The following is a 16,187-nucleotide window of genomic DNA, read 5'->3' on the forward strand; positions in this document are numbered from 1 at the left end:
TCGAAACCAATGATAGGCCTTCATCTGCAATTACACTGTCTAAATAAGACAAGCCAATAGAGACGGATTGTTTGCCGCAATCCGCTCAAAACGGTATTTTTGCAATTCGACAACCCGATACACTCAAAACCAATCGTTTCTGATAGTCAATCAATTACTCCATTTTTCCGTTCCTTGCTTTTCTGTTGGGAGTTTGTTAGGTACATTTCTTTTTTGTTTAGTTACTTCAAATAACAACCTGTCAGAAGCCCTTTATTATTTTATTTCATTAAAATTTAAACAGACTCTTAAGTAAATTTTATAAATTAATTGTTATAATTTATTTTTTTGCATATATTTGGTGATTTATTTCTAATTATTAATTAATTGGGCTATAATGAAAACCTGGGTTAAGTGCTACATTTTAAATGAAATGAAAATATAGTATGGAAATCATATAAAAGTAAAATAATGTCAATTCTAACTTAAGAACATAACCGTTACTTTTGACAGTAAGAAAAACATAAAACATTAATCTCTTATTATTCTGGAGTTTAAATCTGAAAACAAATTATCTATATATGAAAACAAAACAACAAATTCCCCCTATTGTACGTATAGGAGCCGTAGTATTGAGTTTGACAACATTTGCTGTTGGTTTCTGGCATTCTCATTTAGGCTTAAAGGAGATGAGACCTTTTGAATCTGATTACGGAAGCATCTTTATTGCACTAATTATTCTGATGTTGCTGCTGATCTGTTACTTCTTTGCGGTATCAGGTAAAAAGATAGCCCTTGTGTTTTACCTCGCCTGTGCCGGATTTTTCATTGTATTTAACCTCAACTACTTTTATCCTTCCTACCTAGGTCGCCAGTTGGTAAAAGAAGAGGCTATTGCGCTGAACGATACGCTCCACACGTTTACACACCGTATTAATATGATTGATAACTCGGGTACAATTTCCAATGTAAGTAAATTGTACACCCTGAAAGATCAGATACTGGATGAAGTAAAAGGGCAGGCAGGTTTCGGACCGCGTGCTGCTGATTATTTAAATCAGTTTAACGCGATAACAGGAGGTCAGCTGAAAAAAAACCTTGTAGTAGGCAGTACACAAGAAGAGCGCGACCAGATCGCAAAAAGATACAGTGATTTATTAGATGCAGAAATCCGCAACTATGTAGTGCAGCAGGTTGCCGCAGGAAATGTATCGAACGCCGATAAACTTTATACAGGTATACAGGAACTGGAAGTAGTAAACGAAAACTATTCGCTACTGCTGAAAGAAATTATAGCCGATGATTCGCGCATACCATTAGAGGCGGTAAAAACACACCCGCAGATTAATACAATGCAAAATCTGGTGACAAGCCTTGACGATGCTACTATCAAGATCAACGAAGCAAGCGGTAAGGAAATATATCCGAGATTGAAAGAAGCCAAAACTCGTAATTTGGGACGTATAGCCCATACTCTTAGTTCTATATGGGAGCGTATCGGACATATCGATACTTGGGCAATGATTTTGCTGTGTCTGTTTATAGACTTAATTGTACCGTTGGCTGTATATATATTAATAAGAAGAAAGGACGATGACGAAGGTGAAAAAATCACTTTATGGGAACAATTATTCGGAAAAAACAGGAATTTTAATAAATGATAATTAATAAAAGAAATAGAGAGAGATGAGCAGTTCAGAAAATTTTTTCAGAAAAGGAAGCGATCAGCAACAGACAACTCCTGTTGTTGACGAACAGGAGACTTTCAGGATTGACCTGGATACTTTAGGTGAAAACGAAATCATTAATATCTTTGATGAATTCATCAAAGAAAAACGGCAGATTGTTATTCCTATCGGATTTCCTGCTGCTGGCAAGTCGTTATTCCTGTCTTCACTAATGTACTATGCCGAAAGGAATTCGGATAAGAAATGGAACGGTAATTCATTGTCTGCCTATCCTTTTGAGCAGGGAAACCTTTCCAGAGACACTATGATAAAATACTTCGATGATAAAGCAGCGTACCCTGTTACTGCATCGGGAACTCTGGATCTAATTGGTATCAACCTCAAGCCAAGTAGCAATAAGTTGCCCGAATTAAAACTTGCTTTTGTTGATCTTGCTGGTGAAGACCTCCGAAACTTTAGGGCAGACAAGCGAAACAACCTCAATCCTAAAATTACAGCCATATTCAAAGCATGCAGGTTAACCAAACCTATCTTTTGCCTGATTACACCTTATGATTCGAGGTTAGGGCATGCCGAGGAAAACTCTTTGTTTGCAAACTTCCTGAGTTATATCTCCGAAGATAAAAACGGGTTCAATCCGCTATATCAGCAGGCAAAATACATTGCAGTGGTATCCCAATGGGATAAAAATATTAACGCAAAAAAAGAAGATGCAGAATCTTATATCAAATCGCATAGACCCGCCTTGCACACGGAAATTGAAGGAAGGGATAAACATCAGTTTGCATTCGGAGAATATTCTGTTGGCGTGTTGGAAGATACGAGAGACAGAAATGGTCAACCGGTAGTTTTGATTAGACGTATTGCCAACGACTATCCGCATAACTTCTGGTGCAGTTTGTACAAACTGGCTACAAACAAATCACTTGATTCAAAGAGTTGGTTAGCAAAATTATTCGGATATTAATAAAAGAAATGCATGACAAGCAATAGTCTTATTTTTTACGGAAAGCCACAGAGTTTTGAAAGGTATGAAATTACGGAAAGTGGGTATAGCGATAAAGTACAGTACGAACCTCGTATTAAAATACCTTTTGTAAATGATGAAGTATTACACTACTTCTTCAAAAACGGAAGCTATTATCTTGAACTGTATGGCTATGCTAATCCATACCAGACAGTAAGACAAGGTGTTGTTATTGGCGTATGTGTTAAGTTTCACAGACCGATTAAGTTGTCTAGCGATAACTTTTCTTTATTACAATCTTTACTCAAAGATTTTAAAGAGATTGCATTATCCGGTCAGGATATGAGTTTCAAAGCACTCAATTTAATTGATATTACTGAGTTTGACCAAACAATAAACAAACCAGATGTAGTAGGGATTTTATCAAACTTCCAGACTTCTGACCAATTGCCGAAACCTCTCGATAATAAACTGACCTTATTTTATCTGGAAAATTTCAATGGAATAGATTCTTTAAATGATAGGATTTATAATTGTAAAGACATTTATTTCTCTACAAACAAAGAACTTTTCAAAGATATACTGAACAGGGCACCATTCGAAGAAGCAGATGAATGCATACATGCGTTAAAAGGGGTTGAAGCAGAGGAACCTCCAATATCCGAAAAACTTCAGGGAAAACCGATGGCAACCAAACCTCAAATGAATAGTGGTGCGCCTACAGGTGGTACTTCAAAAGACAAGGATGACTTAAAAGAATTAAATGATAAGCTTAATAAACTGACAAAACAGGTAAGTCAAAGAACTAAAATCTTTATAGTTACTTCGGCAGTTTATATGATTCTTTTCATAGCATTTTTTTTTGGTACAAGTACCTCTCTGGATAAGTGGATCTCCTTTAACAAAAACAGCAAACCTCCTACGGAAGCTACGGCAGGGAGTCAGGAAAAGGCTGATAAAGATGGAGAAAAAGAGAAAGGTGCTGGTGAAGAAAAAAAAGATAGCACTGAGTCTGGGGATGGTGGTGTGGTTAATAGTACTGGTACTAGTGGTACTCATGCTCTGGCTACTGCCAAGCCTGCCACAACGGTAAATTTTAAACCACTTAATCAGATGGGAAAATATTATACAATTCTATCACAAGATAGTATAAAACCTAAAGGTACAACGACTAGAATAAGTGACCTTGTATTTCAAATTATTCCAAATGAACTAGCAAATTTGGTATATATGGAGAAAAATGGAAAGTTAGTAGTGAATCAACAGGAAAGGCAAAAACTTAGAGAAAATACGAAAATTGTTATTCAAGCTTTTCTGAATGATAATTTATTAGGCGAACAAGAATATACGATTGCAATGCCTTAAAAATAAGTTTGACAATCAGGTCTTATACATACAACTTACTATATAATTATTATGTGGAATCAGCAATGAAATCAGCAATCAAATTAATCTTCGTATCTCCGCTTTTTCTATTAATTTCCTGTGCAGGAGACTGCAAACAGGTAGAAATAGAAAAAGCAGAATGGATAACGCGTTTCGAAGATTACTATATAACAAAGGATACAATGGACAATACTACCGTTTTTGTAGATACACTAGTGTCTTATTCGGTAGTGGAGCATAAGCTAAAAAGAGAATATAAAAAAGATTCCAAAGGAAAAATTAATGGACAGGAGGTAGTACACTTTATTACGATAAAAAATAACAATAGAGAATATACCAACTCTTTTGCGGCAAGAATATCAGGTAAGGAATATAACGAAAAAAATGAGAAATGGAGCGATATAAAACCAACGACAAGGTATATTGATATACCTCCTGAAAGTAGTCATACTTTTATATTAAGGCTTAAAAACTGGTGGAGAAATGAAAGCAGTGGTTACGATGAAGGCAACGTGTCGGTTTATATCCTGCAAAAACCCACCAATGTAAGCAAAACTGTTCAGGTGCCGAAGAAAGTTAGGAGAAATCTTATCCGTCGTATAGACGAGCTTCACCTCTCTACGATAAGTATTAATACCTGTGAACAGAGTGCAGAAGCTTTGGGAAAACAATATCAGGCTGTTAAAGATTTGTATTACAGTAAAGTCGATAAAAAAGACCAGAAGGAAGTAAGAATCAGAGGCAATGAAGATAAAGGCATTTATTAAATATTATGGAAAAAGCTCAGAATATTTACAAGTATAAAACACCCAAATCGGGCAACGATGAAGTAAGCTATTTTCTTACTAAAGGGCGGGTAAGAAGGAGAAGTTTTTTTTTACGATTGTTTTTTGCAATCAGCCTGTTAATTATCTCCAATTTTATCATGGGGTTTTACGCTTTCCCTGAGTATCTGCGTTGGCTGGAAATTGGCGGAGGAGAGGTAAGGAACAAAACATTCCTGATAACATATAATATATTTGAGGTATTCAACAATATCATTTTGCCTGTCCTCTCAATTATTTTCGTGTTGATACAGGGAGCAAAACGGATGCATGACACTAACAAAAGCGGTTGGTATTTCCTCCTACCTGTATATAATATTTTAATAACATTTATTCCCGGAACCAATGGTCAGAATAATTATGGTATTGACCCAAGACCTCAGAAAGTAGTTCAGTATTTCGACCAAATGAAAAACAAAAAATAGAAAATACCCGATAATGAAACGAGATCAATGGAATTCTCCCCCTATTCGTAACCTGAACGAGCCAAAGCTTGAATGGGGGCATCCCGTATGGAAAATTGTCTTTCTTATTCTAATATTCATTTTTGGTTTTATACTTGTTTCAGAGTTGAAAAAAGAATCATCTAACTTTTATTTTGTTTTCATCTTATCTTTTGTAGTTTCTTTATTCTTGTTCTTTACCCTTAAGGCGTTCAATTTAAAAATTGCATTTAGATATTACTGGGAATTATTCCCATTAACCGCCATAGCCGAATTGGTAATTTCAATAGACAATGATGTTATTACACAATCAGACTGGCAGCTTGAGAATGTATTAAAACGGATTTATAAAAAAGAATCCAGAGTAGATATCTCACAGGAATTTAATAAGCACATCAGGCCCAACCTTGTAAGCGTTTTCTGCGAAAAATAAAACCTATCAACGGTACTAATCCTCAATTAAAAGAATATGATATTTATAAGTTTAAACTGCTGGATTTTGTAGCCAGTGTAGAGAAAAAATACGAAATTAGCATTATTTGCTTTGGTAAAAACCCTATTACGTCTAAAACATTTAAAAAAGATGAGCCATATACTTTGGAAGAGATTTTTTCCTTTATAAAAGAATATGAAGATGACAAAGACAATAATCAGAAAACAGATTTTGTAAAATTATTTGAAAATATTCTAGAAGAATATAGCTGTAATGATCAGACAGTAAATATAAATAAATCTCCTCATTATTCATATATTTTTTCTCTGATTATATACATGAAAGTATTACTCCCACTTCAAAAAAAGACTTGGAAAATATTATCAGCAGGTTCAATAAAAGTCCGTATTTCAATACCTCCTGTTTTCGCCAATGGGACACCCTATGAATTTTTGAGTATAATTGCGTATAGCTCTTTTTGCTCTTTGTCCATATTTAATAGGTATTGTTTTGTTTTTCCTGAAGATGGGAGCATTATGTTTATTTGATACATTCTCTTGGTAAGTTCAGCGGCATGTTTTAATGATATTCTTGATTTGCAATCCTTTAATATTCTTTCCAATTCTAACAAGATGCTGTATGCCGTAAATGAAATGCAAATATGTGCCTCTATTCTATTCCTTAGACGATGATAGATTGGACGGATTCTTAAATCGGTCTTATTCATCCTGAAGGCTCTTTCGATGAACCATAAATGTGCATAGTTCTCTATTACTTTATCCGATGAGAGCTTGGTGTTGGTGATAAATGTTTTTAATCCATCCCATTTGGCATCAGCGTAATATTTCTCATAATCAACTTTTATTAGGACTTCTCCTTCCATTTTCAAGTACTTGTTGTAGCCTTTATTGTTGATGTTGGACTTGGTTAGCTTTCCCGAACTGATTTTCTTCTCCAATCTCTTAAGCCCTTTGCTTCTGTTATGTGCGTCTTTATCCGCTCGTTTCTGCGAAAGTGAGACGATAATGCGTTGCGTTTCTGTCTTTTTAATAACTGTGCAATCTCCATCGGATAAACACAAGGATAATATCTGCGCCTTAACACGCTCAGTCTCGTTTTTTGGACGACCACCAAGGATGTATTCGTACCCTTTTCTTCCAATAATTGGATGTTGGATTTGGACAATAACCCCGAATCGGCTATTACAATCGGTTTGCTTAAAGAAAAGCGTTTCTCGAACTTTTCCAGGACAGGAATGAGTGTGTGCCCTTCAAAAATATTGCCCTCAAATATGTCATAACCAATGGGATTGCCTCCATAGCCTACCAAAAGACCCAGAAAGATTTGAGGACATTGATGTTTGCCGTCTTTTGAGAAGCCGGTCTTTCGTAGATCATCTTCATCCGAAGCCTCAAAATAAAGAGTAGTCATATCATAAAACACAACGCCGGGAGATCCTTTTAGAACCGTTGTCGTATAAGCATAGCTGATGTCTTCGACTTGTTCCTTCAGACGATTATTAAGCTTATCTAAAAATCGATATACCTCTTGGATGTCTTTGTGTATCCCCAAATAATTACGCAAGTAATCGATTGTCTTTAGTTTACTGCCCGGATTATAGAGCCGCGTTATAACCAAATGACGAAACATTGGCTCTTCTATCTTGTTAAAGCCTATCTTGTCGAAGAGTTTGCCATAAATCAACTCTGGACCGGCAACTTGTATATGATCATTGCTTAGGTTGGATAATATCAACTCATAGACCGATTCTTCTTCGTCAACAAATAGATCGAGATTGCCTTGTAGCTGTTTCAGCAGGCTGCGGGCTTTAAGCATTAAGGTGGAAATATCTTGTTCGCTTCGACCCACACCAACACTCTCCAAAACTCGATAGCCACCACGTTCTTTAGATATGATTTGAATACTGGTGCTGCCTGATTTATTCTTCTTCTTTCGGATAAACATCCACAAAAATAAGGCGGGACACCCAAATAAGCAAATTTTAAAAGTTAAATGACTGTATTATAGATAGATGGAAAATGGAAAAAGCAAAGTGTCGAAAACAGGAAAACAGATTTTGTAAAATTATTTGAAAATATTCTAGAAGAATATAGCTGTAATGATCAGACAGTAAATATAAATAAATCTCCTCATTATTCATATATNTTTTCTCTGATTATATACATGAAAGTATTACTCCCACTTCAAAAAAAGACTTGGAAAATATTATCAGCAGGTTCAATAAAAGTCCGTATTTCAATACCTTTTATTATTTTGGAGGAAAAAATTATGAAATATCACCCACTACAGGAAAAGAAATTAATATCTATCCGATCCTTAAACGTCGGTTTGGAGAAAGACATGGCAGGTTCTTTCCGCTTGAAGAAAACTATACGGAACTGTTTGATATATCGTCAGATATTATTATCCCGGTTTATTATGAATATGCATTAGGTACACACCAAAGTGAAACAATAATTACTTTCGACAGTTTAAGGCATGCTCTTAAATGTGATATATTATTGGAAAGTAATATTGAAGATCGAAAAAAGCATCATCACCAGTTTCATTATTCAATAAATAATGAAACTAAAAAACATCTACTCCCAACGGGAGATAAAAGCTTCGAAAAGGAAGACTATCTAACACTACATTTTAAGGGTCGGGTAATTAATCGTTTCCCATGTCACTCACTTGCATTTTATATTCACGATAGTAACGGATACTGTAAATTTGATATTGTATTTTTTAAAGATTTCTCTAAATTCGTACGATATATAGCTACTTTCATGATTATTCTGATTATGTTCAGCATAATATTATATACGTATATTTGTTTAAAAAAGTTTTTTAGACAGAAAAGGTATGAAAGAATTAAAGTGGAATTAGAAAATAAGAAAGACGGGGATATGAGTCCAACTCTGACTGAAGAATAAAAAAATATATCAACAATGGAACCCACTTTTCCCTTTTTATACTCTTAATAATTCGTATCAGGTAGGCTTGATGTATACTGAATTCTTTCACTCATTGGTGTAGAATTGTTAGATAAAATGCTAGCTTTTCAAGGTGGTCGAAAATTTTGACCACCTTGGGTTTATCACTATTTATCAATGTTATATCGTAAGCACCCGATAAAGTACCCGTTGCCCTACTGTCCGGATGTCTCTTACTTTGCAATTAAAAAAGTAGATCATGAGACACATAATGAGCAAAGAAGATTTTCTGTCAATTCTTGACCGCCAGCAACAGAGTGGACTCACCATCAAAGACTTTTGTGAGAATGAGGCTTACTCCGTATCCTGTTTCCATTATTGGAAATCGAAATATGGGCACACAGCCATTAAATCTCCCCAAAGGTATAGATTATGGCAGGATACCGGGTTCGTCGGGCACAAACCCGAAGGAGTCCAGGTATGCATGCCTATCAAGAAACCTAAAGGGAAAGAACTCACAGAGATACAGAAGAAAGAAAACAAACGTATTTCTGGTATTCGTATCAAAGTGGAACATGCTATCGGGGGAGTGAAAAAATGTCGTATTGTCAAAGAACGATTTAGATGCCATAAATTCGAATTTGAAGATATGGTGATTCTATTAGCTTGCGGATTACACAACTTTAGAATAACGCAAAGAATCAGGTATGTAAAACTTTAATCTATATAATGTCTAATATAAAAAAGCGAAATCATCCTTTGTAACTAAAGAAAGACTGCATAGCTCAATCCTCTCACGTATCCAATCAGAATGAAAAATATAATAACCATTAAAAGGAGGCGATGACAATGGGCCACCTAACTTTGAAAGAACTACAAAAGTTGTAAATCTGCCTTTTATCCATTAAGTAAGCAATATTAGAGGAAATAACTACTACAAGGTAGTCGAAAATTTCGACTACCTGCATTTTTCCCATTTAGTGATATGTTGTATCACGCCCATTTGGTACTTTATTTTTATTTCCAGATACACAGGCAAATATTACATATACATGGTAGGACAAATGAAAGACTAATGATGGAAATCGGTACTATTCTCTTTGTATTTAAACAGGTACCGATTTAACATCCATCCATTGTCTTTATATGACCTTCTATTGTCCTTTAGGATGGAAAAAATAAAAAAATAGCCTCTCAAATTAACTATTTGGGAGGCTATTTCCTTATTTTTCTCTAAAATGTCCTTTTAGGTTCGAGCGAAAGACGGGATTCGAACCCGCGACCCTAACCTTGGCAAGGTTATGCTCTACCAACTGAGCTACTTTCGCGTTTTAACGGGTGCAAAGATAAAAGGTTTTCATTTACCCGCCAAACTTTTCTATAGTATTTTCTCAATTTCCTGGAGTTCTTCCGCAGAAAAATCAAGTCTGTTCAATGTATCCAGATTGTCGGACAACTGGCGGACTGAGCTTGAACCGATAATAACGGAAGTCACAAACTCATGATTCAGCACCCAGGCCAAAGCCATCTGAGCCAACGTCTGCCCTCTGCGTTTAGCAATTTCATTTAAGCGGCGAACGGCCTCTACCTTTTCTTCCGTCACCTGTTCGCGTTTCAGGAATCCGGTAGACCGGGCAGCACGGGAACCTTCAGGGATACCATGCAGGTATTTATCCGTCAGCAATCCTTGTGCCAATGGCGAGAAAGCAATAAACCCACAACCATATTCATGCGCCAACTGCAACGTACCATCTTCCACCTCACGGGTAAACATACTGTACCGGTCCTGATGAATCAGACAAGGAACACCAGCCGATTTCAACATTTCATAAGCCACACGAGCCTTATCGGTAGGGTATTTAGATATACCAACATATAGCGCCTTACCCTGGCGAACAATATCAATTAACGCCTGTATCGTTTCTTCTACAGGAGTCACCCCATCATAACGATGGCTATAAAATATATCAAAATATTCCAGACCTGTACGCCGCAGACTCTGATCAATGCTTGCCATAAGGTTTTTACGCGAACTTCTGTCGCCATAAGGACCAGGCCACATTTCGTGCCCTGCTTTCGAGGAAATAATCATCTCATCGCGATAGCCGGAGAAGTTTTCTTTCAGGATTCGCCCGAAGTTTGTTTCGGCAGAACCGGGAGAGGGACCATAATTGTTGGCCAGGTCAAAATGAGTCACCCCATTATCGAAAGCATATTTAATCATATCGGTAGCAACGCCAAAATCGTCGACATCGCCGAAGTTATGCCAAAGACCTAATGAAATACGAGGTAACATTAAACCACTATTGCCGCAATATTGATACAACATCTTTCCGGAATAGCGGGTTTCAGAAGGGTTGTACATGGGAGTTATAAGTTATGAGTTATGAATTTAACAAAGTTGTCTCCGCCTGTTCTGCACGGCAAAAATCAAAACCGTCAATTACATTCTGCATAAGCAGGTTGATTGCCTCATTGCACAAATTGCCAATACTGCCTTCGTGCGTATGATGAACTTGTTTATCGTGCGAGAAATTACCCGCTTCGATATCCAGACCTACTTTTTTATATGCATCGCGGAATGGCATGCCTCCGCGAGCCAGACGGTTCACTTCTTCCACGCTGAAAATCAGCAGGTATTTATCATCATCAAGAATATGTTCGTTCACTTTCATTTCCTTGATGATATAGGCAGTCATGCGCAGGCAATCTTTCAATTCTTCAAAAGCGGGAATAAATATCTCTTTGATGATCTGCAAGTCGCGGAAGTAGCCGGACGGAAGATTATTAGCAATCATCATGATTTGCTGGGGCAGTGCCTGAAGTTTGTTGCATTTTGCACGCGTAAGCTCGAACACATCAGGATTCTTTTTATGAGGCATGATGCTCGAACCTGTGGTACATTCGTCGGGAAGCTTCACGAAACCAAAGTTCTGGCTATTATATAAACAAGCATCGTATGCCAGTTTAGAGATGGTTCCGGCAATGCTGGCCAAGGCAAAGGCCACATTCCGCTCCATCTTACCACGCCCCATCTGTGCATAAACTACATTATAGTTCATGGAGTCGAAGCCCAACAGTTCGGTGGTCATCGTACGGTTTAACGGAAACGAGGAACCATATCCGGCAGCAGAGCCTAAAGGATTACGGTTACACATTTTATATGCAGCCTGCAAGAACATCATATCGTCGACAAGGCTTTCTGCATAAGCACCAAACCAAAGCCCGAAAGATGATGGCATTGCGATCTGCAAATGTGTATATCCAGGCAACAATACATTCTTATACTTCTCACTTTGGTCAATCAGTACCTGGAAAAGAGTTTCTACATCTTCTGCAATCTCTTTGATCTGGGCACGGGTAAAGAGTTTCAAGTCGAGTAGAACCTGATCATTACGCGAACGTCCGCTATGGATTTTCTTACCCACATCGCCCAAACGGCGAGTCAAAAGAAGTTCCACCTGAGAATGTACATCTTCTATATCATCTTCAATAACAAACTCGCCCTTTTCTATTTCAGCGTAGATATCTCTAAGTCCGGCAAGCAAAGCCTGCAACTCTTCGGATGTCAGTAAGCCTATACTTTCCAGCATGGTGATATGCGCCATAGAGCCCATAACATCATGTTTTGCCAGATATAGATCCATTTCACGATCACGTCCTACGGTAAAACGATCTATCTCTTTATTTACCTGAACATTCTTTTCCCAAAGTTTCATTTTCTCAGTAGTTAGAAGTTAGAAGTTAGTAGCTAGAAGCTAGAAGTCAGGCTTATGGCTCTTGCACGGTAAAGACAGAACCTTACTACTTACTTCTAGCTACTAGCTACTGAATCAATACTGTATCAAAGCCAACATATCGGCCATCTTTTCCAGCCCATCTTGCAATGGTTTCTGAATCATGCCTTTCATAAAAGGATTGATATCTACATCAACGGTCAAACGCATCTTACACTCCTCTTCTGAAACTGGAACAATCTGTATCCATAGCATCAGAGGCATGGGCGATTTCGTTGTTTCAAACTTAATGCATTTATGTGGTTCACGTTCAATGATTCTTAGTGTGATCTCACCTACGGGCGATACATTAAAGGTCAGGGTATCCTGGTCAAAGCTCATATCCTGTACTTTGTCTGCCGGAATCCGGTCTTTTACAGACTCCAGGTTATTCAAATCAGACAGTTTATCATACACACGTTCCTGACCGAACGGAATGACCTTGACACTACTTTCGAATTTACTCATAATAATCTTTATAAAACATAGAGAGACACGCAAGCACAGGGTTCCGAGAAGTAACTCTGTGCCTATGTGCCTCTATGCAAAACGTTTATTTTATATCTATTAATTGCGCGGTTCCCAATGAGCAGGGTCCTTACGCCATTCTTCCAGTGTTTTTACATCATCCTCGTCAATGTATTCGGTGCGTAAAGCAACCTCAAGAACAGCTTCGTAGTTGGTTAGCGTTACCAAAGGCACCTTAGCGTCTTTGAAAGCTTTTACTGCAACATCGAAACCATACGTAAATGCAGCCACCATACCAATCACTTCGCAACCATCGCGACGAATAGCTTCAACAGCTTTCAGGCTACTTCCGCCGGTAGAGATAAGGTCTTCAACAACCACAACTTTCATTCCGGGGCGAAGCTCGCCTTCGATAAGGTTCTCTAATCCGTGATCTTTAGGGGTAGAACGAACATACACAAACGGAAGATTCAAAGCATCGGCCACCAAAGCCCCCTGAGGGATAGCACCGGTTGCCACACCAGCAATAGCATCCACCTGTCCGAATCGTTCTAATATGAGGCGTGTAATTTCAATCTTCACAAAATTACGAAGAGAGGGATAAGAAAGTGTTTTGCGATTATCACAGTAGAACGGTGATTTCCATCCGGAAGCCCAGGTAAATGGATTGGCCGGTTGAAGTTTTATCGCTTTAATTTTCAATAACTTCTCTGCAAAAATTCTCTCTAAATTCTTCATAACTAATCGAACTATGATAATATTAGATGCAAAAATAAAGAAATAGAATGAATTGGGAAAAGAAAAAACGTATCTTTTTTAGACTACTCATCATCCAATGCTCCTAAACATTGTTTAATATATCGCATTTCGAAGCCACGGCTGGCCGCAAAGCGGATTAGTTTAGCATCTTTATCCCTCTCATTTTTACCTTGTACGCTACGCGTTTTAGTATTGATCAACTTTTGCAGAACATTCACATATTCTTCTTCGTCAATCTCGCTCAAATAGCGGTGGGCAATATCGGATGGGATTTTGTGCAGAGCTAATGCCTGCCCGATTTTCAGACGGCCCCATTTGTTAAAACGAAACTTATCGTTCACAAAACTCCGGCAAAAGCGCTCGTCGTCAATAAAACCACCGGTTTCCAGAGCCTCCAACATTCCGTCGATGACTTTACCACTAAATCCCCATCTTTTAAATTTCTCATACGCATCGGTACGGCTGTGCTCACTTTTGGCACAATAGCTAGCCATACGCCTTAATGCCGCTTCTTCTGTTATTGTACTCATCTGGTTGCTATTATCATTCTGTTATTTCCAAATAAATCTTTTATTAGTTGAACGTCTTTATAATTTAATGCATTCAACAGTTCAGATGTTTCGGGTCCATACGCCTGATTGATCTCAAAATAAAGCCTGCCTCCCGACACAAGCATATTCAATCCGAGTTGTGCAATATGGCGATAGAAACATAGAGGATCATGATCGGGAACAAACAATGCTTGGTCCGGCTCCCAATCCAACACATTCTTATCCATGGTCCCTCTTTCCTTTTCAGCAATATAAGGAGGGTTGCTAACAATGATGTGATACTTATCATCTTCATTTTCAACGCCAAGTACATCTACCTGAGCAAAGTTTACAGAAACGCCCAAACGGCCGGCATTACCCCGGGCGACAGCCAGTGCTTTATCAGAAACATCCCAGGCATCCACCTGCCCATCGGGCAAATGCTTAGCCAGTGAGATAGCGATACAACCACTGCCCGTACCAATATCAAGTACCCGAACCGGACCGGAATTCTCTTTCAGGATAAGGTCAACAAGCTCCTCCGTCTCAGGCCGGGGAATAAGTACGCCCGGTTCTACATGAAAAGATAATCTATAAAAATCAACCGTTCCACGTATGTATTGGATAGGCTCATGATTTTTTAATCGTTTAACAGTCTGCTCCAGCAAGCACTGCTGATTATCGGATAATTTAATATCTTTGCGCAAGTAGATGTCTATATCATCCAGACCAAGCAGGTCCTTACAGACGATCATAGCAAGGCTTTGCAACTCTTGGCGAGGATAAAGCCCCTGCAAAGAATCAGTAATATAGGCTACAATATGGTTCATTTTGATTTTCGAATCACAAAGATAACTCTTTTACAAGAATAGAACAGATGAAAGAAGATGAAATCTACATCCGGCGCTGCATTCAACTAGCCAGAAACGGGCAGAACAACGTCTCACCCAACCCCATGGTAGGTGCGGTTATTGTATGTGATGGTAAAATCATCGGCGAAGGATACCATATCAGATGTGGCGAAGCACACGCCGAAGTCAATGCTATCCGGTCCGTAAAAGATGAATCACTCTTGAAACGATCGACCATATATGTAAGCCTCGAACCCTGTTCGCACTACGGTAAAACACCGCCTTGCGCTGACCTTATCATCGAAAAGCAAATCCCAAGAATTGTAATCGGCTGCCAGGACCCGTTTATAAAAGTAGCCGGAAGAGGCATACAAAAGCTGCGGGAAGCCGGACGGGAAGTTGTTGTGGGCGTATTGGAAGAGGAATGCCGCAAACTCATCAGTCATTTCATTACAGCAAGCACGCTCCACCGCCCATACATCATACTGAAATGGGCCGAATCTGCTGACGGATTTATAGACATCAACCGCACAGACGGAACGGCTGCCAAACTATCAACAGACCATACCTCCATGTTGGTCCACAAAAAAAGAGCCGAAGCAGACGCCATTATGGTAGGAACCAATACGGCAACACTAGACAATCCGTCACTCAACGTACGCAACTGGTACGGCAAAAACCCACTTCGCGTTGTACTTGATAAACATCTGAGTCTGAGACGATCATTGAATCTTTTTGATGGGAATATACCCACACTGGTTTATACACTAAAAGAACATCCGGACACAGCCCATGTAGAATATCTCACATTGAACCATGAAAAGCCCCTACTTCCCCAAATCATGGCCGATCTCAACCACCGGCGGATACAAACACTGCTGGTCGAAGGAGGCAGTCGGCTATTACAGTCATTCATTGACGATGAACTTTGGGATGAAATCTATGTAGAAAGAAGCGAAAGCGAGTTGGTATCAGGTGTTAAATCACCTAAAATCGGCTCCCCGAACCGTTATTTTATTGAAAAGATTTTCGGTATTTACACGCTTCATTATACCAGGGAAAATGCCCGATAACCCCCTTATATTATACTTTTCATCGAGGAAATCGCCCGTATTATCTATAATTTTATATAAAACTTGCCTGCATT

17 protein-coding genes and 1 tRNA gene are annotated in these 16,187 nt (G+C 38.4%); 9 read left to right on the forward strand and 9 right to left on the reverse strand.

The genetic code is table 11. The features are described from left to right. Positions 1 to 560 precede the first annotated feature (560 nt). The 6 genes from D0T87_RS17995 (at position 561) to D0T87_RS18020 (ending at position 5,720) form a co-directional block, all read left to right on the forward strand. Positions 561 to 1,640 (forward strand): hypothetical protein, encoded by a 1,080-nt coding sequence (locus tag D0T87_RS17995; protein WP_163176588.1) that lies wholly within the window; start codon positions 561 to 563, stop codon positions 1,638 to 1,640. A gap of 25 nt (positions 1,641 to 1,665) precedes the next feature. Further along, positions 1,666 to 2,634, forward strand: a complete 969-nt coding sequence (locus D0T87_RS18000) for a hypothetical protein (RefSeq protein WP_163176590.1) — start codon at positions 1,666 to 1,668, stop codon at positions 2,632 to 2,634. A 12-nt stretch (positions 2,635 to 2,646) separates the two neighbouring features. Next, positions 2,647 to 3,999 carry a hypothetical protein gene (locus D0T87_RS18005; protein ID WP_163176592.1) on the forward strand — a complete coding sequence of 451 codons (1,353 nt, stop codon included), beginning with the start codon at positions 2,647 to 2,649 and terminating at the stop codon, positions 3,997 to 3,999. A 65-nt stretch (positions 4,000 to 4,064) separates the two neighbouring features. Further along, positions 4,065 to 4,787 carry a hypothetical protein gene (locus D0T87_RS18010; protein ID WP_163176594.1) on the forward strand — a complete coding sequence of 241 codons (723 nt, stop codon included), beginning with the start codon at positions 4,065 to 4,067 and terminating at the stop codon, positions 4,785 to 4,787. Positions 4,788 to 4,792: 5 nt separating this feature from the next. Further along, on the forward strand, positions 4,793 to 5,269 hold the full coding sequence (locus D0T87_RS18015) for a DUF805 domain-containing protein (protein WP_163176596.1): 477 nt from the start codon (positions 4,793 to 4,795) through the stop codon (positions 5,267 to 5,269). Positions 5,270 to 5,282: 13 nt separating this feature from the next. Continuing rightward, complete coding sequence (locus D0T87_RS18020; RefSeq protein WP_163176598.1) at positions 5,283 to 5,720, forward strand: hypothetical protein; 438 nt, start codon at positions 5,283 to 5,285, stop codon at positions 5,718 to 5,720. A 442-nt stretch (positions 5,721 to 6,162) separates the two neighbouring features. Here the strand turns inward: D0T87_RS18020 and D0T87_RS18025 are convergent, their stop codons facing one another. Next, positions 6,163 to 6,678, reverse strand: coding sequence for a transposase (locus tag D0T87_RS18025; protein ID WP_239063757.1), 516 nt, complete (start codon positions 6,676 to 6,678; stop codon positions 6,163 to 6,165). Further along, a complete protein-coding gene (locus D0T87_RS24700; RefSeq protein ID WP_163176602.1) occupies positions 6,648 to 7,685 on the reverse strand; it encodes an IS1634 family transposase in 1,038 nt (345 codons plus the stop codon). Before D0T87_RS24700 ends, D0T87_RS18025 begins: the two co-directional genes overlap by 31 nt. 251 nt (positions 7,686 to 7,936) lie before the next feature. Between D0T87_RS24700 and D0T87_RS18035 the strand changes: the two genes are divergently transcribed. Together D0T87_RS18035 and D0T87_RS18040 are read left to right on the forward strand one after the other, a co-directional pair. Then, on the forward strand, positions 7,937 to 8,656 hold the full coding sequence (locus D0T87_RS18035) for a hypothetical protein (RefSeq protein WP_163176604.1): 720 nt from the start codon (positions 7,937 to 7,939) through the stop codon (positions 8,654 to 8,656). 259 nt (positions 8,657 to 8,915) lie between these two features. Further along, the gene (locus tag D0T87_RS18040; protein ID WP_163176606.1) at positions 8,916 to 9,377 is read left to right on the forward strand and encodes a transposase family protein; all 462 of its coding nucleotides are present in this window, start codon (positions 8,916 to 8,918) and stop codon (positions 9,375 to 9,377) included. A gap of 534 nt (positions 9,378 to 9,911) precedes the next feature. Here the strand turns inward: D0T87_RS18040 and D0T87_RS18045 are convergent. The 7 genes from D0T87_RS18045 to prmC all read right to left on the reverse strand — a co-directional run bounded on the left by D0T87_RS18045 (position 9,912) and on the right by prmC (position 15,019). Next, positions 9,912 to 9,984 (reverse strand) — tRNA-Gly (locus tag D0T87_RS18045). A 50-nt stretch (positions 9,985 to 10,034) separates the two neighbouring features. Then, positions 10,035 to 11,021, reverse strand: coding sequence for an aldo/keto reductase (locus D0T87_RS18050; protein WP_163176609.1), 987 nt, complete (start codon positions 11,019 to 11,021; stop codon positions 10,035 to 10,037). Between the two features lie 19 nt (positions 11,022 to 11,040). Then, a complete protein-coding gene (gene argH, locus D0T87_RS18055; RefSeq protein WP_163176611.1) occupies positions 11,041 to 12,375 on the reverse strand; it encodes an argininosuccinate lyase in 1,335 nt (444 codons plus the stop codon). Positions 12,376 to 12,489: 114 nt separating this feature from the next. Then, the gene (locus D0T87_RS18060) at positions 12,490 to 12,900 is read right to left on the reverse strand and encodes an SRPBCC family protein (RefSeq protein ID WP_163176613.1); all 411 of its coding nucleotides are present in this window, start codon (positions 12,898 to 12,900) and stop codon (positions 12,490 to 12,492) included. Positions 12,901 to 12,999: 99 nt separating this feature from the next. After that, positions 13,000 to 13,638 (reverse strand): orotate phosphoribosyltransferase, encoded by a 639-nt coding sequence (gene pyrE / locus D0T87_RS18065; protein WP_163176615.1) that lies wholly within the window; start codon positions 13,636 to 13,638, stop codon positions 13,000 to 13,002. 83 nt (positions 13,639 to 13,721) lie between these two features. After that, the gene (locus D0T87_RS18070) at positions 13,722 to 14,189 is read right to left on the reverse strand and encodes a regulatory protein RecX (protein WP_163176617.1); all 468 of its coding nucleotides are present in this window, start codon (positions 14,187 to 14,189) and stop codon (positions 13,722 to 13,724) included. After that, complete coding sequence (prmC, locus tag D0T87_RS18075; RefSeq protein ID WP_163176619.1) at positions 14,186 to 15,019, reverse strand: peptide chain release factor N(5)-glutamine methyltransferase; 834 nt, start codon at positions 15,017 to 15,019, stop codon at positions 14,186 to 14,188. The genes D0T87_RS18070 and prmC overlap by 4 nt, the downstream gene beginning before the upstream one ends. 47 nt (positions 15,020 to 15,066) lie before the next feature. On the opposite strand from prmC, the gene ribD reads away from it, so the two are divergent. Then, positions 15,067 to 16,113, forward strand: a complete 1,047-nt coding sequence (gene ribD, locus D0T87_RS18080; protein WP_163176621.1) for a bifunctional diaminohydroxyphosphoribosylaminopyrimidine deaminase/5-amino-6-(5-phosphoribosylamino)uracil reductase RibD — start codon at positions 15,067 to 15,069, stop codon at positions 16,111 to 16,113. Positions 16,114 to 16,187: the final 74 nt, after the last annotated feature.

The organism is Bacteroides sp. 51 (assembly GCF_010500965.1).
Lineage (GTDB): Bacteria > Bacteroidota > Bacteroidia > Bacteroidales > Bacteroidaceae > Bacteroides.

Coding starts and splice junctions, on each gene's coding strand:
- D0T87_RS17995 (WP_163176588.1), top strand. CDS start 561: ATGAAAACAAAACAACAAATTCCCCCTATTGTACGTATAGGAGCCGTA.
- D0T87_RS18000 (WP_163176590.1), top strand. CDS start 1,666: ATGAGCAGTTCAGAAAATTTTTTCAGAAAAGGAAGCGATCAGCAACAG.
- D0T87_RS18005 (WP_163176592.1), top strand. CDS start 2,647: ATGACAAGCAATAGTCTTATTTTTTACGGAAAGCCACAGAGTTTTGAA.
- D0T87_RS18010 (WP_163176594.1), top strand. CDS start 4,065: ATGAAATCAGCAATCAAATTAATCTTCGTATCTCCGCTTTTTCTATTA.
- D0T87_RS18015 (WP_163176596.1), top strand. CDS start 4,793: ATGGAAAAAGCTCAGAATATTTACAAGTATAAAACACCCAAATCGGGC.
- D0T87_RS18020 (WP_163176598.1), top strand. CDS start 5,283: ATGAAACGAGATCAATGGAATTCTCCCCCTATTCGTAACCTGAACGAG.
- D0T87_RS24700 (WP_163176602.1), bottom strand. CDS start 7,685: ATGTTTATCCGAAAGAAGAAGAATAAATCAGGCAGCACCAGTATTCAA.
- D0T87_RS18040 (WP_163176606.1), top strand. CDS start 8,916: ATGAGACACATAATGAGCAAAGAAGATTTTCTGTCAATTCTTGACCGC.
- D0T87_RS18050 (WP_163176609.1), bottom strand. CDS start 11,021: ATGTACAACCCTTCTGAAACCCGCTATTCCGGAAAGATGTTGTATCAA.
- argH (WP_163176611.1), bottom strand. CDS start 12,375: ATGAAACTTTGGGAAAAGAATGTTCAGGTAAATAAAGAGATAGATCGT.
- D0T87_RS18060 (WP_163176613.1), bottom strand. CDS start 12,900: ATGAGTAAATTCGAAAGTAGTGTCAAGGTCATTCCGTTCGGTCAGGAA.
- pyrE (WP_163176615.1), bottom strand. CDS start 13,638: ATGAAGAATTTAGAGAGAATTTTTGCAGAGAAGTTATTGAAAATTAAA.
- D0T87_RS18070 (WP_163176617.1), bottom strand. CDS start 14,189: ATGAGTACAATAACAGAAGAAGCGGCATTAAGGCGTATGGCTAGCTAT.
- prmC (WP_163176619.1), bottom strand. CDS start 15,019: ATGAACCATATTGTAGCCTATATTACTGATTCTTTGCAGGGGCTTTAT.
- ribD (WP_163176621.1), top strand. CDS start 15,067: ATGAAAGAAGATGAAATCTACATCCGGCGCTGCATTCAACTAGCCAGA.